At 71.7% G+C, this 25,427-nt stretch carries 21 protein-coding genes; 9 read left to right on the forward strand and 12 right to left on the reverse strand.

Annotation, left to right across the window (positions count from 1 at the left end; all coding sequences use genetic code 11):
• Positions 1-13 precede the first annotated feature (13 nt).
• Positions 14-1,687 carry an FAD-binding dehydrogenase gene (locus ACIQPR_RS21305; RefSeq protein WP_403650565.1) on the forward strand — a complete coding sequence of 558 codons (1,674 nt, stop codon included), beginning with the start codon at positions 14-16 and terminating at the stop codon, positions 1,685-1,687.
• Between the two features lie 22 nt (positions 1,688-1,709).
• On the opposite strand, the gene ACIQPR_RS21310 is transcribed toward ACIQPR_RS21305, so the two are convergent.
• On the reverse strand, positions 1,710-2,060 hold the full coding sequence (locus ACIQPR_RS21310; protein WP_403650566.1) for a DUF488 domain-containing protein: 351 nt from the start codon (positions 2,058-2,060) through the stop codon (positions 1,710-1,712).
• A gap of 166 nt (positions 2,061-2,226) precedes the next feature.
• Between ACIQPR_RS21310 and ACIQPR_RS21315 the strand changes: the two genes are divergently transcribed.
• Genes ACIQPR_RS21315 through ACIQPR_RS21330 form a run of 4 tightly spaced genes read left to right on the forward strand, consistent with a single transcriptional unit; the run spans position 2,227 to position 6,985 of the window.
• Positions 2,227-3,651, forward strand: a complete 1,425-nt coding sequence (locus ACIQPR_RS21315; RefSeq protein WP_403650568.1) for a M1 family metallopeptidase — start codon at positions 2,227-2,229, stop codon at positions 3,649-3,651.
• Between the two features lie 41 nt (positions 3,652-3,692).
• On the forward strand, positions 3,693-4,442 hold the full coding sequence (locus ACIQPR_RS21320) for a L,D-transpeptidase family protein (RefSeq protein ID WP_403650570.1): 750 nt from the start codon (positions 3,693-3,695) through the stop codon (positions 4,440-4,442).
• 18 nt (positions 4,443-4,460) lie between these two features.
• Positions 4,461-5,159 carry a response regulator gene (locus ACIQPR_RS21325; RefSeq protein ID WP_403650572.1) on the forward strand — a complete coding sequence of 233 codons (699 nt, stop codon included), beginning with the start codon at positions 4,461-4,463 and terminating at the stop codon, positions 5,157-5,159.
• Positions 5,156-6,985, forward strand: coding sequence for a sensor histidine kinase (locus tag ACIQPR_RS21330; RefSeq protein ID WP_403650574.1), 1,830 nt, complete (start codon positions 5,156-5,158; stop codon positions 6,983-6,985). The genes ACIQPR_RS21325 and ACIQPR_RS21330 overlap by 4 nt, the downstream gene beginning before the upstream one ends.
• A gap of 6 nt (positions 6,986-6,991) precedes the next feature.
• Here ACIQPR_RS21330 and ACIQPR_RS21335 read toward each other — a convergent pair whose 3' ends face one another.
• Positions 6,992-8,212, reverse strand: a complete 1,221-nt coding sequence (locus ACIQPR_RS21335) for a saccharopine dehydrogenase family protein (protein ID WP_403650575.1) — start codon at positions 8,210-8,212, stop codon at positions 6,992-6,994.
• Positions 8,213-8,321: 109 nt separating this feature from the next.
• Here ACIQPR_RS21335 and ACIQPR_RS21340 point away from each other — a divergent pair, with 109 nt between their 5' ends.
• Positions 8,322-9,047 carry a TetR/AcrR family transcriptional regulator gene (locus ACIQPR_RS21340; protein ID WP_403650577.1) on the forward strand — a complete coding sequence of 242 codons (726 nt, stop codon included), beginning with the start codon at positions 8,322-8,324 and terminating at the stop codon, positions 9,045-9,047.
• Here ACIQPR_RS21340 and ACIQPR_RS21345 read toward each other — a convergent pair.
• Positions 9,013-9,912: a LysR family transcriptional regulator ArgP gene (locus tag ACIQPR_RS21345; RefSeq protein ID WP_403650647.1), complete on the reverse strand. Its 900-nt coding sequence runs from the start codon at positions 9,910-9,912 to the stop codon at positions 9,013-9,015. The genes ACIQPR_RS21340 and ACIQPR_RS21345 overlap by 35 nt on opposite strands.
• 69 nt (positions 9,913-9,981) lie before the next feature.
• Here ACIQPR_RS21345 and ACIQPR_RS21350 point away from each other — a divergent pair, with 69 nt between their 5' ends.
• Both ACIQPR_RS21350 and ACIQPR_RS21355 read left to right on the forward strand, forming a co-directional pair.
• Entirely contained in the window at positions 9,982-10,593 is a 612-nt protein-coding gene (locus tag ACIQPR_RS21350) for a LysE/ArgO family amino acid transporter (RefSeq protein ID WP_403650579.1), read from the forward strand.
• 80 nt (positions 10,594-10,673) lie between these two features.
• The gene (locus tag ACIQPR_RS21355) at positions 10,674-11,984 is read left to right on the forward strand and encodes an MFS transporter (RefSeq protein ID WP_403650581.1); all 1,311 of its coding nucleotides are present in this window, start codon (positions 10,674-10,676) and stop codon (positions 11,982-11,984) included.
• A gap of 8 nt (positions 11,985-11,992) precedes the next feature.
• Here ACIQPR_RS21355 and ACIQPR_RS21360 read toward each other — a convergent pair whose 3' ends face one another.
• The 4 genes from ACIQPR_RS21360 to ACIQPR_RS21375 all read right to left on the reverse strand — a co-directional run bounded on the left by ACIQPR_RS21360 (position 11,993) and on the right by ACIQPR_RS21375 (position 16,622).
• Positions 11,993-12,442 carry a cyclic nucleotide-binding domain-containing protein gene (locus ACIQPR_RS21360; RefSeq protein WP_403650583.1) on the reverse strand — a complete coding sequence of 150 codons (450 nt, stop codon included), beginning with the start codon at positions 12,440-12,442 and terminating at the stop codon, positions 11,993-11,995.
• A 252-nt stretch (positions 12,443-12,694) separates the two neighbouring features.
• Complete coding sequence (locus ACIQPR_RS21365) at positions 12,695-14,944, reverse strand: FUSC family protein (protein ID WP_403650585.1); 2,250 nt, start codon at positions 14,942-14,944, stop codon at positions 12,695-12,697.
• A 47-nt stretch (positions 14,945-14,991) separates the two neighbouring features.
• On the reverse strand, positions 14,992-16,368 hold the full coding sequence (locus ACIQPR_RS21370) for an NAD(P)/FAD-dependent oxidoreductase (protein ID WP_403650587.1): 1,377 nt from the start codon (positions 16,366-16,368) through the stop codon (positions 14,992-14,994).
• The gene (locus ACIQPR_RS21375) at positions 16,365-16,622 is read right to left on the reverse strand and encodes a hypothetical protein (protein ID WP_403650589.1); all 258 of its coding nucleotides are present in this window, start codon (positions 16,620-16,622) and stop codon (positions 16,365-16,367) included. The genes ACIQPR_RS21370 and ACIQPR_RS21375 overlap by 4 nt, the downstream gene beginning before the upstream one ends.
• Here ACIQPR_RS21375 and ACIQPR_RS21380 point away from each other — a divergent pair.
• Entirely contained in the window at positions 16,621-17,445 is an 825-nt protein-coding gene (locus ACIQPR_RS21380) for a methyltransferase domain-containing protein (protein ID WP_403650591.1), read from the forward strand. The two genes, ACIQPR_RS21375 and ACIQPR_RS21380, sit on opposite strands and share 2 nt — an antisense overlap.
• 19 nt (positions 17,446-17,464) lie before the next feature.
• On the opposite strand, the gene ACIQPR_RS21385 is transcribed toward ACIQPR_RS21380, so the two are convergent.
• From ACIQPR_RS21385 to ACIQPR_RS21405, 5 genes are all read right to left on the reverse strand, one after another.
• Positions 17,465-19,381 (reverse strand): AMP-dependent synthetase/ligase, encoded by a 1,917-nt coding sequence (locus ACIQPR_RS21385; RefSeq protein ID WP_403650593.1) that lies wholly within the window; start codon positions 19,379-19,381, stop codon positions 17,465-17,467.
• Between the two features lie 177 nt (positions 19,382-19,558).
• On the reverse strand, positions 19,559-21,754 hold the full coding sequence (gene glgB / locus ACIQPR_RS21390; RefSeq protein ID WP_403650595.1) for a 1,4-alpha-glucan branching enzyme: 2,196 nt from the start codon (positions 21,752-21,754) through the stop codon (positions 19,559-19,561).
• A gap of 5 nt (positions 21,755-21,759) precedes the next feature.
• Entirely contained in the window at positions 21,760-23,121 is a 1,362-nt protein-coding gene (locus ACIQPR_RS21395) for a maltokinase (protein ID WP_403650597.1), read from the reverse strand.
• Between the two features lie 28 nt (positions 23,122-23,149).
• Complete coding sequence (gene treS / locus ACIQPR_RS21400) at positions 23,150-24,868, reverse strand: maltose alpha-D-glucosyltransferase (protein WP_403650599.1); 1,719 nt, start codon at positions 24,866-24,868, stop codon at positions 23,150-23,152.
• On the reverse strand, positions 24,865-25,427 hold a 563-nt coding region (locus ACIQPR_RS21405), incomplete at its 5' end, for a DUF3459 domain-containing protein (RefSeq protein ID WP_403650601.1). The genes ACIQPR_RS21405 and treS, both read right to left, overlap by 4 nt.

Below are 25,427 nucleotides of genomic sequence, written 5' to 3' on the forward strand. Positions count from 1 at the left end.
GGCAACGGTCGCCATGGATGCGGACGTCATCGTCGTCGGAGCCGGACTGGCCGGTCTGGTCGCGGCCCACGAGCTGACCAGCCGGGGGCGCCGGGTCGCGCTCGTCGACCAGGAGAACGCCGCCAACCTCGGCGGCCAGGCGTTCTGGTCCTTCGGCGGACTGTTCCTCGTCGACTCCCCGGAACAGCGCCGCCTCGGCATCAAGGACTCCTTCGACCTGGCCTGGAGCGACTGGCAGGGCAGCGCAGGCTTCGACCGCGTCGACGACGAGGACTCGTGGGCGGTGCGCTGGGCGCGCGCCTACGTCGAGTTCGCGGCCGGGGAGAAGCACGCCTGGCTGGACAGCCACGGCATCAAGCTGCTGCCCACCGTCGGCTGGGCCGAACGCGGCGACCTGCGCGCCCACGGCCACGGCAACTCCGTCCCGCGCTTCCACGTCACCTGGGGCACCGGCACCGGAGTCGTCGAACCCTTCGTGAACCACGCCAGGCAGGCCGCCCGCGACGGACTGCTCACCTTCTACCACCGCCACCAGGTGGACGAGCTGGTCGTCGCGGAGGGCGAGGCGCGCGGCGTGCGCGGCACGGTCCTCGCCGCGGACGATTCCCCGCGCGGAGTCTCCTCCAGCCGCGAGGCGATCGGCGCGTTCGAACTCACCGCCCAGGCGGTCGTCGTCACCACCGGCGGCATCGGCGCCAACCACGACATCGTCCGCCGCTACTGGCCCGAACGCCTCGGCACCCCGCCCGCCGAGATGGTCACCGGCGTCCCCGCGTACGTCGACGGCCGGATGCTGGACATCAGCGCCGAGGCGGGCGTACGCCTGGTCAACCGCGACCGCATGTGGCACTACACCGAGGGCCTCCAGAACTGGAACCCGGTCTGGCCCGGCCACGGCATCCGCATCCTGCCCGGCCCGTCCTCCCTCTGGTTCGACGCCCTCGGCCGCCGCCTGCCCGACCCGTGCCTGCCGGGCTACGACACCCTCAACACCCTCAAGTACCTGCGGACGACGGCGGATCTGGCGGAGCACGACCACTCCTGGTTCATCCTCACCCAGAAGATCATCGAGAAGGAGTTCGCGCTCTCGGGCTCCGAGCAGAACCCCGACATCACCGCCAAGGACAAGAAGGCGGTCCTGCGCGACCGGCTGCTCGGCAAGGGCGCCCCCGGCCCGGTGGACGCCTTCCTGCGCAAGGGCGCGGACTTCGTGACCGCCGGAAACCTGGAGCAACTGGTCGAGAAGATGAACCAGTTGACCGACAAGCCGCTCCTCGACGCGGCCGTGCTGCGCCGCCAGATCGAGGCCCGCGACCTCCAGCTGACCAACCCGTACAGCAAGGACGCGCAGATCCAGGGCATCCGCAACGCCCGCCGCTACATCGGCGACCGACTCGGCCGCGTCGCCACCCCGCACCGCGTCCTCGACCCGGCCGCCGGCCCCCTCATCGGCGTCAAACTCCACGTCCTGACCCGCAAGACCCTCGGCGGCATCCAGACCGACCTGGACTCCCGCGCCCTGGCCGCCGACGGGAAGCCGATCGGCGGACTCTACGCGGCGGGCGAGGTGGCCGGCTTCGGCGGCGGTGGCGTGCACGGCTACAACGCCCTCGAAGGCACCTTCCTCGGCGGCTGCCTCTTCTCCGGGCGGGCGGCCGGCCGCGCGGCGGCGAAGCAGACGGCCTGACCGGATGCCCGGGTCCGCCTCCTCAGCCGTCGAGGAGGCGGACCAGCACCGCCGCGTGACTCTCCTGCGGCGACTTGACCGCCGTCAGCAGCGTCACCGGGCCTTTCCTGGCCAAGTCCCGCAATGCATCGAGGAGTCGGGCCGCCTCGGGCTCGGCGAGCTCCGCCTCGTAGCGCCCGGCGAACTCCTCGTAGGAGCCCTCGCCCGCGTGGTACCAGCGCCGCAGTTCGGCGGTCGGGGTGAGGGCCTTGGGCCACTCGTCGACGCGGGCCGCGTCCTTGGACAGACCGCGCGGCCACAGCCGGTCGACAAGCACGCGGACGCCGTCCTCCGGCTCGACGGGATCGTAGACACGGCGCACGCGGACGGTCACGGGCGGGCTCCCTCGGGTGGCGGTGGTGCGGCGAGCCTACGTCCGGGGACCGGACCGGCACGGGGGCGACGCGGCGTAACTTGACCCGAACATGAGGGATTCGGAGGGAGTGGTCGGCCTAGTCTCTGAGACGAATGATCACCCCCCTCACTCTGTAGGAGCGCATGTGACGCACCCTCGGCAGCAGTCCACAAGACGCACCGCCGTCCTCCGCCGCAGCGCCGTCGTGGCCACCGTCCCCGTCGCCGTCGCGGCCCTGCTCGCCGCCGCCGCGCCGGCCGGAGCCACCACGACCGGCTCGTCCGGAGTCGGCGACCCGTACTTCCCGCTCTCCGGCAACGGCGGCTACCACGTCGCCCACTACGGCCTGACGCTCCGCTACGACCCGGCCGGCCGCCACCTCGAAGGCCGGGCGGTCCTCACCGCCCGCGCCACCGAGAAACTCACCCGCTTCGACCTCGACTTCAAGGGCCTGACGATCACCGGCCTGACGGTCGACCACGTCAAGGCCGGATTCCGCCGCGACGGCCAGGAACTCGTCGTCACCCCGCGCAGGGCCCTGCGCAAGGGACAGCAGTTCCGGATCACCGTCACCTACAAGGGCGTCCCCAAGCAGGTCACCGACCCCGACGGCTCGGCGGACGGCTGGATCGCCACCGACGACGGCGCCTTCGTCGCGGGCGAGCCACAGGGCGCGATGACCTGGTTCCCGGCGAACAGCCACCCCAAGGACAAGTCGTCGTACGACTTCACCATCACCGTCCCGCAGGGGCGCACCGCGGTCGCCAACGGCGTTCTCCTGGGGCAGCGGACCGCCCACGGGAAGACCACGTTCCGCTGGCACGCGCCCGAGCCGATGGCCGCCTACCTCGCCACCGCGACGGTCGGGAAGTTCAAGGTCCAGCAGTACACCACTCGCGACGGGATCAAGGTGTACAACGCCGTCGACCCCCGCGAGGCCACCGCCGCCGCGCCCGTGCTGAAGAAGCTGCCCTCCGTCCTGGAGTGGGAGAGCAAGCTGTTCGGCCCCTACCCGTTCCGCTCGGCCGGGTCGATCGTCGACCACGCCCCGGACGTCGGCTACGCCCTGGAGACCCAGGGACGGCCGATCTACGACTCGGCGCCGGACCTCAGCACCCTCGTGCACGAGAACGCCCACCAGTGGTTCGGGGACTCCGTCTCCCTCACCACCTGGAAGGACATCTGGCTCAACGAGGGCTTCGCCACGTACACGGAATGGCTCTACAGCGAGCAGCACGGCGGCAAGACCGCCCAGCAGACCTTCGACGCGCTGTACGCCCGCAAGGCGACCGACGACCTGTGGGCGTTCCCGCCCGGCGACCCCGGCAGCGGCGCCAACATCTTCGGCACCCCGGTCTACGCGCGCGGGGCGATGGCCCTGCACGAACTGCGCCGGGCCGTCGGCGACAAGGCCTTCTTCGCGATCCTGCGCGCCTGGGCCGGTGCACACCGCCACGGGCACGGCACGACCGCGCAGTTCGTCAGCCTTGCGGAGCGGACGTCGGGGAAGAAGCTGGACGTCCTGTTCCACACCTGGCTCTACACGAAGGGCAAGCCGGCCAAGCCGTAGGAGCTGACGAGTTCCTCATAAGTGTCGGTCATCGTCGACTCATGATCACTCGTATGTCCCCCGTCGCACTCGTCGCCGTGTCCCTGCTCCTCACGGGATGCGGCGGCGGTGCGGTGGCGGCGACGGACCACCCCTCCGCCGCCGGCCCCGCTCCCGCCGCGCCCGGGGCCTCGCCCTCGTCGGCGATGTCCGCCGAGGCCGCACCCCGCCGACTCCCCGGCGTGGGGCCCAAGACGCTCGCCCGGATACCGGCCGGCACCGAACAGCTCGTGCTCGTCACCGGCCGGGGCGCGAACTCCCCCCGCTCCACCCTCACCCTGTACGAACGCACCGACGACGGCTGGCAGCGGACCGTCAGCTGGGCCGCGCACAACGCCCTCAGGGGCTGGTCCGACCACCACATGGCGGGCGATCTGCGCTCCCCGATCGGCGTCTACTCCCTCACCGACGCGGGCGGACTCCTCAAGGACCCCGGCACCAGGCTGCCCTACGACCAGGGCAGGGGCTTCGTGTCGCCCGGCACCGGCTTCGAGGGCGAACCGCTGGCCGGGTCCTTCGACTACGTGATCGCCATCGACTACAACCGGCGGCCCGGCACCTCCCCGCTCGACTGGACCCGCCCCCTCGGCGCCTCGCGCGGCGGCGGCATCTGGATCCACGTCGACCACGGCGGCCCCACCCACGGCTGCGTCAGCATCGCCGAGGACCACATGAAGGAACTGCTGCGCACCCTCGACCCGGCCCGGCACCCCGTCGTCGTCATGGGCGACGCCGCGTCCCTCGCACGCTGACCGCCTAGGATCCGCCCAATGTGCGCACATGTGCTGGTCGCCGAGGACGACGAGATGCAGGCCGAGCTGATCCGGCGCTCCCTGCTGACCGAAGGCCACACGGCGACCGTGGTCCACGACGGTGCCGCCGCCATCGCCGCGGCCCGCACACTCCGCCCGGACCTCGTGGTGCTCGACCTCATGCTGCCCGTGATCGACGGCTTCGGGGTGTGCCGGGTGCTGCGCGGGGCGGACGACATCCCCGTCCTGATGCTGACCGCCCGCTCCACTGAGGACGACGTCCTGCTCGGCCTGGAACTCGGCGCCGACGACTACATGACCAAGCCCTACAGCCCGCGCGAACTGATGGCCCGCATCCGCACCGTCCTGCGCCGCAGCGGCCGGGCCGCCGAGGGCAGACCGGAGGACACCGTCGTACGGGCCGCCGGTCTCCGCGTCGATCCCGCGCGGCACGAGGTGCACTGCGACGGAACACCGGTGGACTGCACACCGGCCGAGTTCGAGATCCTGCTCGCCATGACCTCCGAGCCCGAACGGGTCTTCTCCCGGCGGCAGTTGCTTCAGTGCACCCGGGGCCTGGACCGGGCGTCCACCGAACGGGCCGTCGACGTCCACATCATGAACCTGCGCCGGAAGATAGAGGCCGACCCGCGCCGACCCGTCCGGCTGCTGACCGTGTTCGGGGTCGGCTACAAACTGAGCGGCGGCCGGGCATGAGGCCCCGGATACCGCTGCGCAAGCGGCTGCTGGTCCGGCTGCTCGTCGCCACCGTGCTGATCGCGCTCTGCTCGGTCGGCGCGACGGCCTGGCTGGCGGTGGAGACCACCACCCGGGCCATCCAGGAGGAACAGGGCCAGGACCTCGCCGACGACATGCGCATCCTCGCGCGGCTCAGCGGATACGCGGCGACCCACCCCGACTGGAACGGCGTCGCACCCACCGTCCGCGCCCTGTCGAAGAAGATGGGCCGCCGCATCGCCCTCACCACCTCCGACCGCACCCTCATCGCCGACTCCGCTGCGCACGGCACCTCACTGCCGCCCCGCGCCGCCGCGAGCGTCGACCCGCTGCACACCGACACGTACACCGAGGCCGGCGCGCAGCTCAGCGGACTCGACCCCCGGGTGGTGGGCCCCTACCGGCTGACGGCCGACGAGAGCGCGCTCCTCAAGGAGATCGCCACGCAGCAGCAGCGCTGCCTCTCCCGGCTCGGCCTGGAGTCGACCGTCGTGACGACGCCGAGCGGCCGGCCCGCTCTCGTCGAGCCGAGCGGCACCGCCTCCTCCGAGTACGCCGCCGAGAAGTGCGGCAACGGCAAGCTCCAGAGCCTGACCGGCACAGAGCGGAACGCCCTCCAGGACCTCACCGCGCGGGTGCACGCCTGTCTCGCGAAGGACGGGCTCACCGCCGACGACTCGCTGTTCTTCGCCGTCGACACCACCCAGCAGAGCCTGGCCTCCCGCTACATCCCCGGCCCCTACTACAAGCGGGGCCCCGCCACCGCGGTGCAGACGGGCGAGACCTGCACCGGCGACGCGCTCCGCGCCCAACTCGACCCCTACGTGGCACCCGTCGCCGAACTCTTCCTGGGCGGCGGCGACACCACCGCGCCCCGCTTCGACGTCTCCCCGGCCAACAAGGCCAAGGTCGTCGGCGCGGCGGCGGCCGTACTGGCGCTCACGGTCCTGGTGACGGCGGTCGTCGCCACCCGCCTCGTCCGCCCTCTGCGCGCCCTGACCGAAGCCGCCCAGCAGCCGCCGGAACTGCACGTCCGGGTGCCGGTGCGGACCCGGGACGAGACCGGCATCCTCGCCGAGGCCTTCAACGACCTCGCCGACCGCCGCGAACGCATGGAGGCCCAGCGCAAGGCCATGGTCAGCGACATCGCCCATGAACTGCGCAGCCCGCTCACCAACATCCGGGGCTGGCTGGAGGTCACCCGCGACGGCTTCGTCGAGGCCGACCCGGCGCTCCTGGGCTCCCTGCACGAGGAGGCGATGGTCCTCCAACGCGTCATCGACGACCTCCAGGACCTCGCGGCGGCGGACGCCGGAACGCTGCGGCTGCACCGCGAACCCGTGCGCGTCGAGGACCTCTTCGACCAGGTCGCCGCCGCCTACCGGGTCACCGCCGACACGGCCGGGGTCGTCCTGCTCACCAAGGCGGACGGCACCCTCTGGCTGGACGCGGACCCGGTGCGCATGCGCCAGGTGCTCGGCAACCTCGTGTCCAACGCGCTGCGCCACACACCGGTCGACGGCTCGGTGACCCTCACCGCGTGGCGCGAGGGCGACCGGGCCGTCCTGACCGTCACCGACACCGGCACGGGCATCGCGCCCGAGGACCTGCCGCACGTCTTCGAGCGGTTCTGGCGCGCCGACCAGTCCCGCAGCCGCCGCACCGGGGGCAGCGGCCTCGGCCTGTCCATCGTCCGGGACCTGGCCGCCGCCCACAGCGGCACGGTCGAGGCGGCGAGCACCCCCGGCACCGGCTCCACGTTCACCCTGCGGCTGCCCGACTCGCCCGCGCCGGACGCCGGTTGAGCGGACTCACTGCTCCCGCAGCCCCCAGGGCGAGCCGTACGCCGTCAGCAGGTCCAGGAACGGGCCGGCCGGGAACGCCTCCGGGCCCAGCACACCCGAGCCGCTCCACGCGCCCGTGGCCAGCAGCTCCAGCGCGACCACCGGGTTGATCGCGGTCTGCCACACCACGGCCTGCGCGCCGTACTCCGCCATCGACCACTCGTTGTCGACCACGTGGTACAGGTACACCTCGCGCGGCGCCCCGTCCTTCGTGCCCCGCACCCACGTGCCCGCACAGGTCTTGCCGCGCATCCGGTCGCCCAGCGTCGCGGGGTCGGGCAGACAGGCGGCGACGACATCCCTCGGCGAGACGGCGACCGGCCCCGAAGCGCTCGGCACGGTGACCGGCTCGGTGCGGTCCAGGCCGAGCAGATGGAGGGTCTTCAGCGTCTCGATGAACTCGTTGCCCAGCCCGTACTTGAAGGTGACCCGCCGCGCGTCCACCCAGCGCGGGACCAGCAGCACCTCCTCGTGCTCCACGTTCACGCACTCCACCGGGCCGATGCCCTCGGGAAAGTCGAACACCTCGGGCTCGCTGAACGGCGCCGTGGTGAACCAGCCGCGCCCGGCCTCGTAGACGACCGGCGGGTTCAGGCACTCCTCGATCGTGGTCCAGATGGAGAAGGACGGCGCGAAGTCGTAGCCGTCGACGGTGAGGTCGGCGCCGTCGCGGATGCCGATCTCCTCGATCTCGTCGAAGAGTTCGTCGGCGGCGTACCGCGCGAACACGTCCGAGAGCCCCGGCTCCACACCCATCCCGACGAGCGCCAGCGCACCCGCCTTCTCCCACTCGGCCGCGTCCTCGAACTGCGCGTCCCCCAGCTTGACCCCGCACTCCTCGTAGGGCCGGTCGGGGTGCGGCCGGGACAGCGACATCGCCATGTCGAGGTAGTTCGCCCCGGCGGCCCGCGCCGCCCGGAACAGGGGGAGGACGAAGCGCGGGTCGGTCGCGTTCAGCAGCACGTCGCACCCGTGCGACCGCAGCGCCGCCGCGACGGCCTCCTCGTCGTTCGCGTCCAGCCGCTCGGCGCGGAACCGGTCGCCCCGCTCCCCGAGCGCGGCGACGGCCGCCTCGGCACGGGACAGGTCGTAGTCGGCGACCACCATCGCGTCGAAGAACGGCCGCCGGGCCGCGATCCGCGTGATCGCGCCGCCCACACCACCGGCCCCCACGAGCAGTACACGCATGGCAAGAACTCCTTCAGTGCCGATATCCCACCTGTCTCACCGGTGATACAACGCCCGCCGTCCGGATAAGGTCAATGGCGTTGGCATAAGGGTGTGCGAGGAGGCGGCGATGCCGAAACCGGTGGTGCCCGAGGAGAAGAGGCGTCGGCGCCGGCCCACCAAGAGCGGCACGGTCCTCTCGGAGCGGCTGATCGTGGAGACGGCCCTGCGCATGCTGCGCGAGCACGGCAGCGCGGGCCTGACCGCCCGCCGCCTCGGCCTCGCCCTGGACGCCGACCCCAGCACCCTCTACCGCTACTTCCGGGGCATGGACGAGCTGACCCTCGCCATCGGCGACGCCCTCGTCGGACAGGCGCTGCGCGGCTGGGCGGCCACGGGGGAGTGGCGGGCCGACCTGCGCGCGATCGGCCTGCGCATCCACGCCGCCTACGTCGCCCACCCGCAGGCCGCCCAGCTCACGGCGAGCCGCGTCACCGGCCGCGCCAACGAACTCGCCGCCGACGAGGCCCTGCTCGACGTCCTGCGCACGGCCGGCCTCCCGCTGGCGGACACCGTGCGGATCTACCACGCGTTCATCGACCAGACCCTGGCCTTCGCCGCCCTCGACGCCGCGTCCCTGGCGCTGCCGAGCGCGGCCCTGCGCGCCGACGAGGCGATGTGGCGCTCCACCTACGCCCGCCTGCCCCGCACCACCCACCCGCGGATCGCCGAGGCGGCCCCGCTGCTGGCGACCCGCATGGTCGACAGCGCGTATCCGACGGCCCTGGAGATGCTGCTGGACAGCGTCGCCCTCCAGTTGGCTAGCCGCGCAGCGCCGCCGTCGCCGTCTCCATGACCGCGCGGGCCACGGCGGCCAGCGCGGGGGAGTCCAGTTTCCACTGCTGCCAGTACAGCGGTACGTCGACGGGACGCTCCGGCGCGAGGTTCACCAGCCGCCCGGCGTCCAGCAGCGGCCCGGCCTGCATCTCCGGGACCATGCCCCAGCCCAGCCCGGCGGCGACGGACTGGACGAAGCCCTCCGAGGTCGGCACGCGATGCCGTACCGCGCCCGCGCCGCCCGCCCCGTGCCGCAGCCGTCGTACGAAGGTGTCCTGGAAGTCGTCCAGCCGGTCGAAGGTCACCACCGGGGCCTCGGGGAGAGCGTCCCGCAGTGGGCCCGTGAGCCAGGTCCTGGCGAACTCCGGGCTCGCGACCGGGAGATAGCGCATCCGCCCCAGCGCCCGCACCGAGCAGCCGGGCACCGCGTCCGGTGCCGAGGTCACCGCCGCCATGACCAGGCCCTCGCGCAGCAGGGCCGCCGTGTGGTCCTCGTCCTCGCGGCGGAGTTCGAAGCAGACGTGGAGCTCGCGCGGGACGCGGGGGAGCGCGGCCAGGAACCAGGTGGCGAGGGAGTCCGCGTTGACCGCGACCGACACCCGGGTCGGCTCCCCGGCCCCGCTCATCCCGAGTTCGGCGCGCGCGTCCCGCTCCAGCCGGGCCAACTGCCGGGCGAACCGCACGACCACCTCGCCGGACTCGGTGGTCCGTACCGGTTTGGTGCGCAGCAGCAGGACCCGGCCCGTGCGCTGCTCCAGGGCCTTGACCCGCTGGCTGACCGCCGAGGGCGTCACATGCAGGGCGGTGGCCGCCGCGTCGAACGTGCCCTCGTCGACCACCGCGAGCAGCGTCCGCACCTGATCGAGGGGCAGCTCCGAGACCATCACGAGCGCTAATGTTACGTAAGAATCTTTAGCTGTACTCCTGATGCCGGGCTCTCTAGCGTCGAGGGCGTGACCAACGCCCTCTCAGCGGCTGCCGCCGGCTTCGGCACCGGCCTCTCGCTCATCGTCGCCATCGGCGCCCAGAACGCCTTCGTCCTGCGCCAGGGCATCCGCCGCGACGCCGTCCTCGCCGTCGTCGGCATCTGCGCCCTGTCCGACGCCCTCCTCATCGCGCTGGGCGTCGGCGGGGTCGGCGCGGTCGTGGTCGCCTGGCCGGGCGCGCTCAGGACGGTCGGCCTGATCGGCGGCACCTTCCTCCTCGGGTACGGCGTCCTCGCCGCCCGCCGGATGTTCCGGCCCGCCGCCCTGCGCGCCGAGGGCGAGGGGACCGGCTCGCGCCGCCGGGCCGTCCTCACCTGCCTGGCGATGACCTGGCTCAACCCGCACGTGTACCTCGACACCGTCTTCCTCCTCGGCTCGATCGCCGCCGACCGCGGCCCGCTGCGCTGGACCTTCGGCCTCGGCGCCGTGTGCGCCAGCGTGTGCTGGTTCACCGCGCTCGGCTTCGGCGCCCGGCTGCTCAGGCGGTTCCTTGCCAGGCCCGCGGCCTGGCGGGTCCTGGACGGCTTGGTCGCCGCCACGATGATCGGCCTCGGCGCGACGCTCGTCGCCGGAGCGTGAGACGGGCGGATACCGCGCCCGCGGCCGGTGCTGCGATAGTGAACCCGGTCGACTAGATGTAGCGAGCAACCAGGAAGCCAGTGGACACCAGCGAGAGCACCGACAGCGGCACCGCACCCGAGGACGCGAAGGACACGGAACCCGCCGCGCCACCCCGGCGCGGCTGGCGCCGCTGGGCGATGGACACCCGCCCGCTGCGCATCCCCGCCTACCGCCGCCTGTGGTCCTCCACCATCGTCACGGCCGTCGGCAGCCAGCTCACCGCCGTCGCCGTACCCAAGCAGATCTACGACATCACCGGCTCCTCCGCCTGGGTCGGCGCCGCCAGCATGGCCGGCCTGCTGCCCCTCATCGTGTTCGCGCTGTGGGGCGGCGCCATCGCCGACACCATGGACCGCCGCAAACTGCTCCTGATCACCAACAGCGGCATCGCCCTCACCTCGGTGCTGTTCTGGCTCCAGGCCGTCACCGGCCTCGAATCGGTGGCCGCGCTGATGCTGCTGCTCGCGATGCAGCAGGCCTTCTGGGGCCTCAACGCGCCCGCCCGCAACGCCTCCATCGCCCGCCTGGTCCCGGCCGAGCAGCTGGCCGCCGCCAACGCGCTGGGCTCGACCGTGATGCAGACCGGACAGGTCGTCGGACCGCTCCTCGCGGGCGCCCTCATCCCGGTCGTCGGCCTGCCCGAGCTGTACCTCATCGACGCGCTGGCCCTGTGCGTCACGCTCTGGGCGGTCGTCCGGCTGCCCTCGCTGCCACCCCTGGAGTCCGCGACCCCACGGCGGGCGGGCTGGCGCGAGGTCGTCGCCGGGTTCCGCTACATCTCGCTGCACAAGGTGCTGCTGCTGTCCTTCCTCGCCGACATCGTCGCGATGGTCTTCGGCATGCCCCGCGCCCTGTTCCCGCAGCTCGCCGCCCAGACCTACGCGCCCTACGGCGAGGGCCTCGCGCTCGGCACGCTGTTCGCGGCGATCCCCGTCGGCGCGGTGGTCGGCGGACTGTTCTCCGGCACGTTCTCGCGGGCGCGGCGGCACGGCTGGATGGTGATCGGCGCGGTCGTCGCCTGGGGCGTGGCCATCACCGGGTTCGGACTGAGCCGCAACCTGTGGGTCGGCGTGGTGTTCCTGGCCGCCGCCGGGGTCGCCGACATGGTCTCCATGGTGTTCCGCGGGGCGATCCTGCTGTCCGCCGCGACCGACGAGATGCGCGGCCGGATGCAGGGCGTGTTCACCGTCGTGGTGGCGGGCGGGCCGCGCCTGGCCGACGTGCTGCACGGCACGGCGGGCTCGGCCTTCGGCGCGCGCACGGCCGTCGCGGGCGGCGGGATCCTGGTGGTGGTCATCATGCTGATGCTGGCCTTCGCGGTCCCGGCGCTGCGCCGCTACCGCGTCTGAGACCGCGCTCAGACATGCCCGTGGAGCGTGTAGTGCTCCATGAGCTTGCCCCGGGTCAGCTCCAGCCGGTGCGCCAGGATCTCCGCGACGATCCGCACCAGGGACAGCCCGAGCAGCGGATCCTCCACGCACAGGGCGAGCACCGCCGCCGCGTCGAACTCGTAGGCCCGCACGGCGCTGAACGCCTCCGCGCCGAAGTCCCACCGATACGGCGGGAACAGCCACGACCAGCCCAGCAGGTCGCCCGCCCCGAGACTGCCCACGGTCACGCGCTGCTGGGCGGTGACCCGCTGGTCGAGCGAGACCGCGCCGGAGCGGATCACCCAGAAGCGGTCGGCCGTGCCGCCGGCCTCGAAGATTCTGGAGTCCTCGGCGAACGACACCTCCTGCGCGAGCTCCATCAGCCGTTCGCGTTGGGCCTGGGGCAGGGCGGTCAGCAGTTTTATCGCTTTGGTCATGGCTCGGGACTCCTCGCCGACAGCGGTTCCGGAATTCTCCCTACCCCATTTGAGCCGCTGTCGACGTCCCGGGCACCTCGGGGGACGGAAAATCCGGGCATGAAAAAGCCCTGGCTGGACGGGGGAGACCAGCCAGGGCCGTTAAGCGGTGGCAGCGGAGGACGGTACGGTCGACTCCGTGACCACGTATGAATGAACCGTAAACCATCAGCGGGCATTTCGTACCCCGCTGAACCGGTCGCGTGACCGGTTTCACTTCGTGGGCGCCGGAACCGGCACACCGAGCGGGCGCGCCAGGCCCACCACGGCCTCGTCCAGCCGCTGGAGATGCCGCAGCACGCGGTCGGTGACCCGGCCGTAGCGCGGGGTCCCGGGCGTGCCGGGCCGCAGCAGGGACGCGATGCTCGGCCCGGTCTCGATCTCGCCCGCCGCGTCCCCGTCCGCGACCTGCGCGCCGATCACCCCGATGTTGTGCACGATCCGGCGCCCCGCCTCCCGCAGCCGGGGATCGGCCGCGATCGACGGATGCGTCGGCAGCAGCTCCGCCGTCGCCGCCAGATACCGCGCGTGATAGGCGCAGGTCTCCAGCAGCGCGACGACGAACCGCGCGGTGTCCCGGCGGGCCCGCAGCGGTGTGATCGGATGCGTCAGCGGCTGCGTGGAGGCGCTCAGATCGGCCAGCGCCTGGTCCAAGTCCCTTGCCTTGTCGAGGAGTTCGGCCTGAGCGCCACCGCTGAGCTGCTCGACGGAGGCCTCGGTGACCTCCGTGAGCCGCGCCAGCACCGTCCCGAGCAGGTCGTTCGTACGGCGGTCCGTGTGCACCGGCAGCACCAGCGCCGCCGCGACCACCCCGCAGGCCGCGCCCAGCGCCGTCTCCTCCACCCGCAGCACCAGCACCGACGCGCTGTAGGTGTGCAGCAGCGTGTAGAGCAGGCCCAGCATCGCGGTGACGAAGAAGGACATCAGGGTGTACGACAGCGGTGCCGTGTAGAACATCGCGAAGATGCACAGCAGCACCAGGGCGAACGCCGTCCAGGTGTGATGCCCGACCACCCCCGCCAGACCGATACCGGCCACCACCCCGAGGACCGTGCCGAGCAGCCGCCGGTAGCCCTTGACCAGGATCTCGCCCGTGGAGGAGGTGTTGAGGAACACGATCCAGCAGGTCAGCACCGCCCAGTACCAGCGCTGGCCGGACAGGAACTCGCCGCCGACGATCGCCAGCGACGACCCCACCGCCACCTGCACGGCGGCCCGTGTCGTCGGCCGCCGCAGCCCGGTGCGCTCCGCGCTCTCCCGCTCGGCCTCCTCGCTGCCCGCGATGGCGACGTCCTCCGCGTCCAGCTCCTCGCGCGAACGGGCCGTCGCGGGTGTGTCCTCGGACTCGTCCTGCGGCCCGTCCACGGCGATCCGCAGCCCCAGCACCGCCCGCCCGGCCTCGCCGATGCCCCGGAACACGTCCTGCACGGCGTCGGAGGCCGGCGGCAGGTTCTCCTCCTCGCGATAGCCCAGCAGCCGGTTGCGCACCTGGGCCAGCCCGGTGCCCGAGTCCGTGCCCACGGGCCGCAGCACCAGCAGGCGCAGCGCCTCCAGCTCGTGGCGCAGTGTGTCGGTCGTCCGGTCCCGCACCGCCAGCCGGTCGGCCGACGGGACGGGCGCGCCCGGCAGATGCAGGGTCAGGGTGTGTCCCCGCTCGGCGCTGCGCGCGGTCAGCAGCAGGAGCCCCAGCCGCTCGGCCGCGATCTCCGCGTCCGCGATCCGCCGCTGCACCAGCCGCGCCACCGCCTCGTCCGAGGTCCCGTCCTCCAGCCGCCCCTGGATCAGCAGCGCCGTCTCGTGCAGCCGCGCGGTCCCCTCCCGCACGTCGTCGAGGGCCTTCTCCATGTCGTCGGGACCGGCCTCCAGCAACGCCAGCTGCGCGGTGACCAGTTGGGCGAACCGACCCCGGAACGCCCGCCGCAGCCGGTCCAGCGTCCCCGAGGGCGTCTCCGGCACCAGCGCGAACCGGACCAGCGCGCTGCACGCGAAGGCGACGCCGATCACGCCGTAGAGCTGGGGCAGGGTGGAGACGGTCGCGCCGACGAACAGTGACAGGAAGTAGATCTGGAAGCCGATCAGCCCGAGCGCGGTGCCCCGGTCGCCGAAGCGGCGGCTGTAGACCGCGCCGAAGATCAGCAGGACGAAGAAGACGTCACCGGCGACCACCCGCGAGTTCAGCAGCGCGCTCAGCGACACCGAGGCCAGCGCCACCGGCACCCCGAGCGCGAGCGTCACCGCCTGCTGGACCCGCTGCTTCTCGCGGATCGCGAACGTGGAGACCATCGCCGACATCGCCCCGGCCACCAGATGCGGCACGGTGGCGCCCAGCAGGGAGAGCACGGCCAGCGTGAGCGCGATGGAGGCGACCGTCCGCAGCCCGGCCGTCAGCCTCAGCAGCCCGGGGTCGGACGCCGCGACCCGATACCGCACCCGCGCCCACGCCGTCCGTCCCGCTGTCCTCACGCCGTCGTACTCTCCCCAGGTTCACACCAAGATCCGTACCGTCGATGCTACGGCTCCCGGGGCCCGGACCCCTCGACCCGGTCCCGCACCTGCTCCGGCGAGAGGTACGAGTCGGTGTACTCGAAGTCCTTCAGGGTGGCCGGTTTGCGGGCCTGGAAGCCGGTGCGCACGAAGTCGTCGCCGGCCAGCGCGTTCAGTGTCCAGTTCGTCGCCACCCGGACCTTGGCGACGTTGGTGCGCAGCGCCGACCAGTGGTAGCCGCGGGCCACGACCTGGGCGGGCAGTCCGCGCAGTTCGATGCCGAGCGGCTTGGACACCGCGTCCTTGCCGCCGAGGTCCACGACGAGACCGAGGTCCTTGTGGACGTACGGCTTCAGCGGCTGGTTGCGCAGGGTCGCGATGACGTTGTCCGCGACGACCTTGCCCTGGCGCATCGCGTGCTGCGCGGTCGGCGGGCAGATCGCGCCGTCCCCGCCCTTGGCCTCGTCCGGCACCGCGCCGGAGTCGCCGAGCGCGAACACCCCGTCGTGCCCGGGGAGGTTCATGTCGGCGGTGACCGCGAGCCGCCCGCGAATCGTTTCCGCACCGAGCGTGGCGATCAGCGGACTGGCGACCACACCGGCCGTCCAGATCAGCGTCCGGGTCGGCACCACCCGCCCGTCCGTGAAGGTGACCTCCTCCGGCCCGGCCTTGGCGATGGAGACGCCCAGGGAGATGTCGATGCCGCGCCGGGTGAGGATCTCCTGCGCGCTCCTGCCGAGCTTGTCGCCCAGCTCGGGCATCAGCTTCGGCGCGATGTCGATGAGGTGCCACTTGATCAGCCCCGGGTCGATCCGGGGGTAGCGCTTGACGGCGGCATGCGTCAGCTTCTGGAGACAGGCGGCGGTCTCGGTACCGGCGTACCCGCCGCCCACCACCACGAACTGGAGCCGCGAGGCCTTCTCCGCCGGGTCGTCGCTGGCGTCCGCGAGGTCGAGCTGCGTGATCACGTGGTCGCGGATGTAGGCGGCCTCGGCGAGGGTCTTCATCCCGAAGGCGTGATCGGTCAGCCCGGGGATGTCGAAGGTGCGCGTGATGCTGCCGGGGGAGAGCACGATGTAGTCGTAGGGCTCGTTGACGATCTCGTCGTTGATCGTGCGGATCACACAGACCTTGGCCTTGATGTCCACACCGATCGCGCCGCCGGGGATGATCCGGGTGCGGTACTTGCTGCTGCGGCGCAGCGAGACGGCGATCGACTGCGGGGTCAGGACGCCGGAGGCGACCTGGGGCAGCAGGGGGAGATAGAGCTGGTAGGAGAACGGCGTCACGAGGGCGACGTCCGCCTCCTGCGGCGAGAGTTTCCGTTCCAGGCGGCGCACGCACTCCACTCCTGCGAAGCCTGCGCCAACCACCAGGATCCTCGGTCGTGTCACGGTGTTCATCCCTTCTGCGGCTCCAGGCGGTCTGCCTCGACGCCGTACGCCTGCCCCTGGATCGCTGCTTCGCACACCACCATCGATCCCACCGTGCCCGGGGCGGTTCCGCCAGTTGAGCGCGGCGGGCAGACGTACACGCGGAGCACCAGCATGCCCCGTCGGCGCCGGGCGTACGCCCCGGGCGCGTGAACAAATGGCGTACGCGAACCGGCCTCGCCCCGCCCCTGGACGATCGGCACCGACCGTAGAGTGCTCGCCATGTCGCACACCCCGCCCGACCCGGGCTCCGGCTTCCGCACCCAGAACATCGACCCCACCGGCGTGCCCCGGCTGGTGGCGGCGCTCGACATACAGGAGGCCAATCCCGGCGTACGACGACTGCGGGCCTGGGCGCACGAGGCACTCGCCCCGAGTCCCGGTGAGCGTGCCCTCGACATCGGGTCCGGTACCGGCTCGACGACCCGTGAACTCGCCGCAGCCGTAGGGGACACCGGGTCTGCGCTCGGCGTCGAGCCCAACCCCGGGCTGCGCACGATCGCCCAGGAGCGTGCCGCCGAGGCCGGCAGCCCGGCCCGTTTCACGGACGGCGACGCGCTGTCCCTGCCCGTGCCGGACGCCTCCGTGGACCTCGTCTGGTGCGAACGGGTGCTCCAGCACCTCAAGGAGCCGGACGAGGCCGTCGCCGAGATGGCCCGCGTACTGCGCCCCGGCGGACGCGTGGCCCTCCTCGACACCGACTGGGCGACCACGATCCTGCACCCCGGCGACCCGGAGATCATGGCCGCGCTCACCTCGGGCGCCCTCACCGGCGCGGCCAACCCCTACGCCGGACGCCGGCTCGTCGGCCAGCTCAGCGCGGCCGGGTTCGTCGTCGACGACCGGGGCTCGCAGGCGCTCCTCCAGGACCACCGCTCGGTCGTCTGGCCGCTGGTCCGCATGCTCGGCGAGTCCGCCGTCCGCCGCGGCGCCCTCACCGAGGCCCAGCGCGACCGCGCCTACACCGACCTGACCGAGGCCGCCGAACAAGGGGCCCTGCACATGTCGGTGACGATGTTCGCGGTCGTGGCCCACCGCCCGGAGTGATGCCTCTGTCCCGGTGACCTCACCGGAACACGTTGTCCGCGTCCTCCCACCCCGTGACCTGCTCGTCCACCGTCGGCAGCCGCGGGGCACGGGCACGCGCCTGGTACATCGCGTCGATCTCGAAGGCGTAGTGGCGCACGATCGCGTCCCTGCGCAGCTTCATCGACGGCGTCAGCAGCCCGCCCGCGACGTCGAACGGCTGCGGGAGCACCCGGAACACCCGGATCGACTCGGCGCGCCCCACCGGGCTGTTGGCGGCTGCCACGGCCCGGGTGATCTCCTCCCGCAGCGCGTTCTCCTCACGCGCCTCCCGGCCCCGCGCGTCGCTCTGCATCGCGAGACCGGCCTGCCAGTGCGCCACGAACTCCGGGTCCAGGGTCAGCAGCGCCCCCACGCAGGGACGGTCGTCGCCGACCACCACCGCCTGATGGATCAGGGGATGCATGCGCAGCCGGTTCTCCAGCGCGGCCGGTGCCACGCTCTTGCCGCTGCTGGTGATGATGATGTCCTTCTTGCGGCCGGTGATCGTCAGATACCCCTCGGTGTCCAGCCGTCCGATGTCCCCGGTCGCCAGCCAGCCCGCGTGCATCGTCGAGCGGGTCGCCCGCTCGTCGTTGATGTAGCCCTGGAACACCGAAGGGCCGTGCACCAGGATCTCGCCGTCCTCCGCCACCCGGATCTCGGTGCCCGGCAGCGCCTGCCCCACGGTGCCGATCTTCTCCCGGCCCGCCGGCTGCATGGTGATCCCGCCGGCGGTCTCCGTGAGCCCGTAGCCGTCGTGCACCATGATGCCGATCCCCGCGTAGAACAAGGACAGTTCACGGTTGAGCGGGGAACCGCCCGACGTGGCGCCGACCACCCGGCCGCCCAGCCCCGCGCGCAGCTTGCGGTACACCGTCCGCTCGAACACGGCGTGCTGGAGCCGCAGATCGAGCCCGGGGCCCGAGCCCCGGCCGAGTCTCAGCCGCTCCTCGGCCGCCGCGAACTCCCGCGCGGTCGCCGCGGCCCGCTCGAACAGCGCGCCGCGGCCCAGCTGTTGGGCCGTCCGCAGCATGTTCTTGTAGATCTTCTCGAAGACCGACGGCACGGCGTAGAGATAGGTGGGCCGGAACGAGCGCAGCCCCGACACCAGCGCGGCCTCGGTCATCTCCGGCTCGTGCGCCATCAGCCAGCCGCCGCGCGTGCACAGGCCCTGGATCATCAGGCCGTACACATGGGAGAAGGGCAGGAAGGCCAGGACCGCGGGCTGTTGTCCCGCGGGCGCCGCCGTGTTCGGCCAGCCCGCGAGCAGCGTGTCACAGGGGCTGGCCAGGCTGCGGTGGCTCAGCGCGCAGCCCATCGGGCGGCCCGAGGTGCCCGAGGTGTAGGCGACGACCGCCGTCGAGTCCGGCATCACGATCCGGCGCAGCGAGTCCACCGTGGTCTGCGGGATGTACGTGCCCCGCTCGACGAGTTGGGGCAGCGCCCCGGAGTCCAGCTGCCAGACGTGCCGCAGCAGGGGCAGCGCGGCACACACCGTGCCGACCGTCATGATGCCCTGTTCGTCCTCCACGACCACGGCCACGCAGTTGGCGTCCCGCAGGATCCACTCGACCTGCTCGCGCGAGGACGTCGGATGCACCGGCACCACCTCGGCGCCGACCGCCCACAGGGCGTGGCTGAGCACCGTCCACTCGTACCGGGTACGGGCCATGATCGCGACCCGGCTGCCCGGCGCGATCCCGGAGGCGATCAACCCCTTCGCCACGTCGACGACCTCGTCCCGCAGCTCGACCGCCGTCACCTCTTCCCAGACCGTGGCGGAGGGGTCGGGACGGCGGGCGACCAGCGGAAGGGTGGGATTGACGGCCGCCGTCTCGAAGAGGCTGTCGGCGAGACCGCCGGTGAGGGTGGTCAGGGCGGGAGTGGGGGGTGGAGCGACGGCGAAGTCGCGCATGCGCTGCTCCTGGGTTGTACGGGGCGTGACTCTGCCGATCATTACTGTTATCGACGGTGCTCGAATGTAGCCCAGGTGTGAGCGATTGGTGAGGGGAACAGGGAAGTGACCCTGGGGAGTTTGCCGGTCGGGTGGAACCGACCCGACAAAGCGGGGTGTACGAGGTCGTGAGCACGGTCACCCAGGTGTCAGCCACACCGTCGCCAGGGGCGGGAGGGTGAGCCGGATGTGACCGTCCTCCGGTTTGACCGGGTCGGGGTCGGTGACGTCGCTGCCGCCGTAGGCGACGGAGTCGGTGTTGAGTGCCTGGCGCCACGCCGTGATGTCCTCGGGGACGCCGAGGCCGTAGTCGTGGCGCACGACGGGGGAGAAGTTGCTGACACAGAGCAGCGGCACGCCCTCGGCGTCGAAGCGCAGGAAGGCGAGGACGTTGTCCTCGGCCGCGTCGCCCAGCACCCAGCGGAACCCGGCGGGCCGGGTGTCGAGCTGCCAGAGGGCGGGCGTCGTGCGGTAGACGGTGTTGAGGTCGCGGACCAGGCGCTGGACCCCACGGTGGTCGGGCTCGGCGCCGTAGCCCGGGTCGAGGAGCCACCAGTCGGGGCCATGCGCTTCGGACCACTCGGCGCCCTGGGCGAACTCCTGGCCCATGAAGAGGAGTTGCTTGCCGGGATGGGCCCACATGAACCCCAGATACGCCCGGTGGTCCGCACGCCGCTGCCACCAGTCGCCGGGCATCTTCGACACCAATGACCGCTTGCCGTGCACCACTTCGTCGTGCGAGATGGGCAGGACGTAGTTCTCGCTGTACGCGTACACCATCGAGAAGGTCATCTCGTGGTGATGGAACCTGCGGTGCACAGGCTCGTGCGCCATGTAACCGAGCGAGTCGTGCATCCAGCCCATGTTCCACTTGAAGCCGAAGCCGAGTCCGCCGGTGTCGGTGGGACGCGTGACGCCGTCCCAGGCCGTGGACTCCTCCGCGATCGTCACGACACCGGGCACCCGCCGGTACACGGTCGCGTTCATCTCCCGGAGGAAGGCGACCGCGTCCAGATCCTCGCGCCCGCCATGGACGTTCGGCGTCCACTGGCCCGAGTCGCGCGAGTAGTCGAGGTAGAGCATGGAGGCGACGGCGTCCACGCGCAGCCCGTCGATGTGGAACTCCTCGCACCAGTAGACGGCGTTCGCCACCAGGAAGTTGCGCACCTCGGTCCGCCCGAGGTCGAACTCGTACGTCCCCCAGTCCGGATGCTCGGCCCGCCGCGCGTCCCCCGGCTCGTACAGCGGCTCCCCGTCGAACCGGGCCAACGCCCAGTCGTCCTTGGGGAAGTGGGCCGGCACCCAGTCCATGATCACGCCGATGCCGGCCTGATGGAGCGCGTCCACGAGGAACCTGAAGTCGTCGGGGGTGCCCAGGCGGGCGGTCGGGGCGTAGAAGCCGGTGACCTGGTAGCCCCAGGAGCCGCCGAAGGGATGCTCGGTCACCGGCATGAACTCGACGTGGGTGAAGCCCAGGTCGTTGACGTACGCGGGCAGTTCGACCGCCAGCTGTCGATACGTCAGGCCCGGTCGCCAGGAGGCGAGATGGACCTCGTAGACGGAGAACGGCGCTTCGTGGACGGGGACTTCGGTGCGGCGGGCCAGCCACTCGGCGTCGTCCCAGTTGTAGTGGGAGGCCGTCACGATGGACGCCGTGGCGGGCGGCACCTCCGTGCGGCGGGCCATCGGGTCCGCCTTGAGGAAGCGGTCACCGCGCCGCGAGGTGATCTCGAACTTGTAGCGCGCGCCCTCGCCCACCCCCGGCAGGAACAGCTCCCACACCCCCGACGAGCCGAGCGACCGCATGGGGAACGCCGTCCCGTCCCAGGAGCCGAAGTCCCCGGCGACACGCACCCCTTGGGCGTTCGGCGCCCACACGGAGAAACGGCTGCCGGTCACTCCCTCGTGGGTCATCGGCTCCGCGCCGAGCGCCTTCCACAGCTCCTCGTGCCGCCCCTCCCGGATCAGGTGCAGATCGAGGTCCCCGAGCGCGGGCAGGAAGCGGTACGGGTCGTGCACCTCGTGCTCGCCGCCGTCCGCGTACGACACCAGCAGCGTGTACGCCGGGACCGCGTCGAGCGGCAGTACGCCGGAGAAGAGGCCGCCCCCTTCCGAGGCGAGCGGGTTGCGCATCCCGTCGATCACGACACTCACGGCCCGGGCGTACGGCCGTAGCGCCCGGAAGGCGATCCCGCCCGCGACCGGGCGCGCGCCGAGCAGCGCGTGCGGGTCGTGGTGGGCCCCCGACAGCAGACGCTCGCGGTCGGCCGGGTCCAGGTGCGGGGCCACGGCGGGGCCGCCCGCCTCCGAAGGTGAAGTGTCGCGCAGGGCCACGGAGTTCAGCCTCCTCGGACGGCGAGTCGCTCGATCGCCGCCATGGGTACGGGAAGCCAGTCCGGGCGGTGCCTGGCCTCGTAGAGCACTTCGTAGACCGCGCGGTCCGTCTCGTAGGCGCGCAGCAGGGCGTGCTCGGTGCGGGGGTCCCAGCCGGACCGGGCCGCGTAGCCCGCACAGTAGGCGTCCCGGCAGCGGCGCGCCCACTCGGGGCGCCACGGACGGCGCTGCCTGGCCGCGTAGTCGAAGGACCGCAGCATCCCGGCGATGTCCCGCACGGGTGACTGCGCGCTGCGCCGTTCGGCCAGCGGTCGGGACGGCTCGCCCTCGAAGTCGATGACGAACCAGTCGCGGCCCGCCCGCAGCACCTGCCCGAGATGCAGATCGCCGTGGACGCGCTGGACGGGCGGGCCTGCGGCACCCCCGGCCAGCGAGTCGAACGCGGTCCGCAGCCCCGGCACGAACGGCCGCAGCGCGGGAACGGAGTGCGCGGCGGCCTCCAGACGCCCGGTCATCGCGGCGGCGCCACGGTCGTCTCCGCCACCGGCGTCGGTCGGAAAGGCCGCGGCCAGCGCGAGATGGACATCGGCCGTGGCCTGCCCCAACTCATAGGCCTCGGTGGTGAATTCGCCCCCGGCGGCGAGCGCCCGCAGCGCCAGCGCCCAGCCGTCCGAGGCGTCCGGAAGGAACGGCTGGAGCACCCCGAGCGTCGCGGCCCCCGGCTCGGCCGTCCGGAACCACGCCACCGGTGCCGGCACCCGGGTGCAGCCCTGTGCGGCCAGGGCTTCCGGCAGTTCCAGGTCCGGGTTGACGCCGGGCTGGATCCGCCGGAACACCTTGAGGATGAACCGATCGCCGTACACCAGCGAGGAGTTCGACTGCTCGGCGTCCAGCAGCCGGGGCACGAGTCCGGCGGGCACCGGCACCTTCGGGTCCGCCTCGAAGCGCAGGGGACCGGCCGCACCGGGGTGCCGGAGCCGCTCCAGCAGCAGTCCGGCCGACCGGGGGTCCTGCAAGGCGTCGTACACCGTGAGCCCGGCCAACGGGCCTTCGCGGACACGGCCGATGACGGCCCGGGGCGGGCGTGGCGAGACGTGTTGCCCTACGCCCAGCAGGAGTTGGTAGCAGTCGCCGGGCGGGGGAGTGCCGCCCGGCGCGGGCAGCGGGGTGTGGGACGCGCGCACCAGCAGATGGAGACAGCCCGGGAACAGCTCCGTCGTGGACAGCACGTCGAGGTCGGCCGCCGGCCGGTCCTTGCCCGCGAACCAGCGCTGCCCGGGCAGCCATGCGCGCAGCAGCCCGGCGAGCGTGGCCGGAGCCCGGTCGACCTCGGGGCCGCCCGGTCGGAGGGGTGCGGTCTTCGACATGGTGACGCGTCCTTTCGCGGGCCCATCCTCAAAGTCGTCGGCCGGTGCGGGGAGCGGCTCGCGGGAGCCGGAACCAGTAGAAGCCGTGCCCCGCGAGCGTCAGCAGATATGGCAGTTCACCGATCGCCGGGAAGCGCACCCCGCCGATCAGCTCCACGGGATGCCGTCCCGCGAACTCCCGCAGATCGAGCATCGTGGGCTGCGCGAACCGCGAGAAGTTGTGCACACACAAAACGAGGTCGTCCTCGTACTCGCGCAGGAACGCGATCACCGCCGCGTTCGTCGACTGGAGTTCGGTGTAGGTGCCGAGGCCGAAGGCGGGGTTCTGCTTGCGGATCTCGATCATGCGGCGGGTCCAGTGCAGCAGCGAGGAGGGCGACGACATCGACGCCTCGACGTTGGTGACCTGGTAGCCGTAGACGGGGTCCATGATCGTCGGCAAGAAGAGGCGCCCCGGATCGCAGGAGGAGAAGCCTGCGTTGCGGTCGGGGGTCCACTGCATCGGTGTGCGCACGGCGTCGCGGTCGCCGAGCCAGATGTTGTCGCCCATGCCGATCTCGTCGCCGTAGTAGAGGATCGGCGAGCCGGGCAGCGACAGGAGCAGGGCGGTGAACAGCTCGATCTGGTTGCGGTCGTTGTCCAGCAGGGTCGCGAGGCGCCGGCGGATGCCGATGTTGGCGCGCATGCGGGGGTCCTTGGCGTACTCGGCCCACATGTAGTCGCGTTCCTCGTCGGTGACCATCTCCAGGGTCAGTTCGTCGTGGTTGCGCAAGAAGATGCCCCACTGGCAACCGGAGGGAATCGCGGGGGTCTTGGCGAGGATCTCCGAGACGGGATACCTGGACTCCCGCCGGACGGCCATGAAGATCCTCGGCATGACGGGGAAGTGGAACGCCATGTGGCATTCGTCGCCGCCGCTCCGGTAGTCGCCGAAGTAGTCGACGACGTCCTCGGGCCACTGGTTCGCCTCGGCCAGCAGCACCGTGTCCGGATACATCGCGTCGATCTCGCGGCGGACGCGCTTGAGGAAGTCGTGACTGGCGGGCAGGTTCTCGCAGTTGGTGCCCTCGGCCGCGTAGAGATAGGGGACGGCGTCAAGGCGGAAGCCGTCGATACCGAGGTCCAGCCAGAAGCGGAGGGCGGCCAGGATCTCTTCCTGGACGGCGGGGTTCTCGTAGTTGAGGTCCGGTTGGTGGGAGAAGAAGCGGTGCCAGTAGTACTGCTTGCGGACGGGGTCGAAGGTCCAGTTGGAGGCTTCGGTGTCGACGAAGATGATGCGGGCGTCGGGGTACTGCTTGTCGTCGTCGGCCCACATGTAGTAGTCGCCGTAGGGGCCTTCGGGGTCTTTTCTGGACTCCTGGAACCACGGGTGCTGGTCGCTGGTGTGGTTCATGACGAAGTCGATGATGACCCGCATGCCGCGCTGGTGGGCGGAGTCGACGAAGTCCACGAAGTCGGCGAGGTCGCCGAATTCGGGGAGGACGGCGGTGTAGTCGGAGACGTCGTAACCGCCGTCGCGCAGGGGGGACTTGAAGAAGGGCGGGAGCCAGAGGCAGTCGATGCCGAGCCACTGGAGGTAGTCGAGTTTGGCGGTGATGCCCTTGAGGTCACCGATGCCGTCGCCGTTGCTGTCCTGGAAGGAGCGGACCAGGACCTCGTAGAAGACGGCGCGTTTGAACCACTCGGGGTCCCGGTCCTTGGCGGGAGTGTCCTCGAAGGTGTCGTGGACCGGTTCGTTGACAGTCATGAAGCTTGTGACCCTCCGCTCTGTGTGGACTGCCGGACGTGGAACACGTGCGCGGGAGCCCGGCCGGGTTCCAGACGCACATAGTTGGTCCTGCCCCACTGATAGGACTCACCCGTCAGTTCGTCGTGCACCCACATGGATTCGTGTGATTCCAGGCCGAGTTGCGGCATGTCCAACGAGACCGTGGCCTCCTGGGTGTGGTGCGGGTCGAGGTTGACGACCACCAGCACCGTGTCCATGCCCGTCGTCTTGCTGTAGGCGATCAGCGAGTCGTTGTCCGTCCGGTGGAAGCGGAGATTCCTGAGCCGGCGCAGCGACGGGTGCCGACGCCGGATCGCGTTGAGCGATGCGATGAGGGGAGCGATGCCATGCCCCTCGCGCTCGGCCGATTCCCAGTCGCGCGGCCGGAGTTGGTACTTCTCGGAGTCCAGATACTCCTCGCTACCGGGCCGTAGCGGAGTGTCCTCGCACAACTCATACCCGCTGTAGATCCCCCAGGTCGGGGAGAGGGTCGCGGCGAGGACCGCGCGGAGTTCGAAGGCGGGCCGGCCGCCGTGCT

The sequence above is a fragment of the Streptomyces sp. NPDC091280 genome, assembly GCF_044768565.1.
Taxonomy (GTDB): domain Bacteria; phylum Actinomycetota; class Actinomycetes; order Streptomycetales; family Streptomycetaceae; genus Streptomyces.

Excerpts from the sequence above, each read along its gene's own strand:
- ACIQPR_RS21345 (WP_403650647.1), bottom strand. The coding sequence starts at position 9,912 with ATGGTCTCGGAGCTGCCCCTCGATCAGGTGCGGACGCTGCTCGCGGTG.
- ACIQPR_RS21370 (WP_403650587.1), bottom strand. The coding sequence starts at position 16,368 with ATGAACACCGTGACACGACCGAGGATCCTGGTGGTTGGCGCAGGCTTC.
- ACIQPR_RS21335 (WP_403650575.1), bottom strand. The coding sequence starts at position 8,212 with ATGCGTGTACTGCTCGTGGGGGCCGGTGGTGTGGGCGGCGCGATCACG.
- ACIQPR_RS21325 (WP_403650572.1), top strand. The coding sequence starts at position 4,461 with ATGTGCGCACATGTGCTGGTCGCCGAGGACGACGAGATGCAGGCCGAG.
- ACIQPR_RS21340 (WP_403650577.1), top strand. The coding sequence starts at position 8,322 with ATGCCGAAACCGGTGGTGCCCGAGGAGAAGAGGCGTCGGCGCCGGCCC.
- ACIQPR_RS21385 (WP_403650593.1), bottom strand. The coding sequence starts at position 19,381 with ATGCGCGACTTCGCCGTCGCTCCACCCCCCACTCCCGCCCTGACCACC.
- ACIQPR_RS21330 (WP_403650574.1), top strand. The coding sequence starts at position 5,156 with ATGAGGCCCCGGATACCGCTGCGCAAGCGGCTGCTGGTCCGGCTGCTC.
- ACIQPR_RS21395 (WP_403650597.1), bottom strand. The coding sequence starts at position 23,121 with ATGTCGAAGACCGCACCCCTCCGACCGGGCGGCCCCGAGGTCGACCGG.
- ACIQPR_RS21375 (WP_403650589.1), bottom strand. The coding sequence starts at position 16,622 with ATGGCGAGCACTCTACGGTCGGTGCCGATCGTCCAGGGGCGGGGCGAG.
- ACIQPR_RS21380 (WP_403650591.1), top strand. The coding sequence starts at position 16,621 with ATGTCGCACACCCCGCCCGACCCGGGCTCCGGCTTCCGCACCCAGAAC.
- ACIQPR_RS21305 (WP_403650565.1), top strand. The coding sequence starts at position 14 with ATGGATGCGGACGTCATCGTCGTCGGAGCCGGACTGGCCGGTCTGGTC.
- treS (WP_403650599.1), bottom strand. The coding sequence starts at position 24,868 with ATGACTGTCAACGAACCGGTCCACGACACCTTCGAGGACACTCCCGCC.
- ACIQPR_RS21320 (WP_403650570.1), top strand. The coding sequence starts at position 3,693 with ATGATCACTCGTATGTCCCCCGTCGCACTCGTCGCCGTGTCCCTGCTC.
- ACIQPR_RS21360 (WP_403650583.1), bottom strand. The coding sequence starts at position 12,442 with ATGACCAAAGCGATAAAACTGCTGACCGCCCTGCCCCAGGCCCAACGC.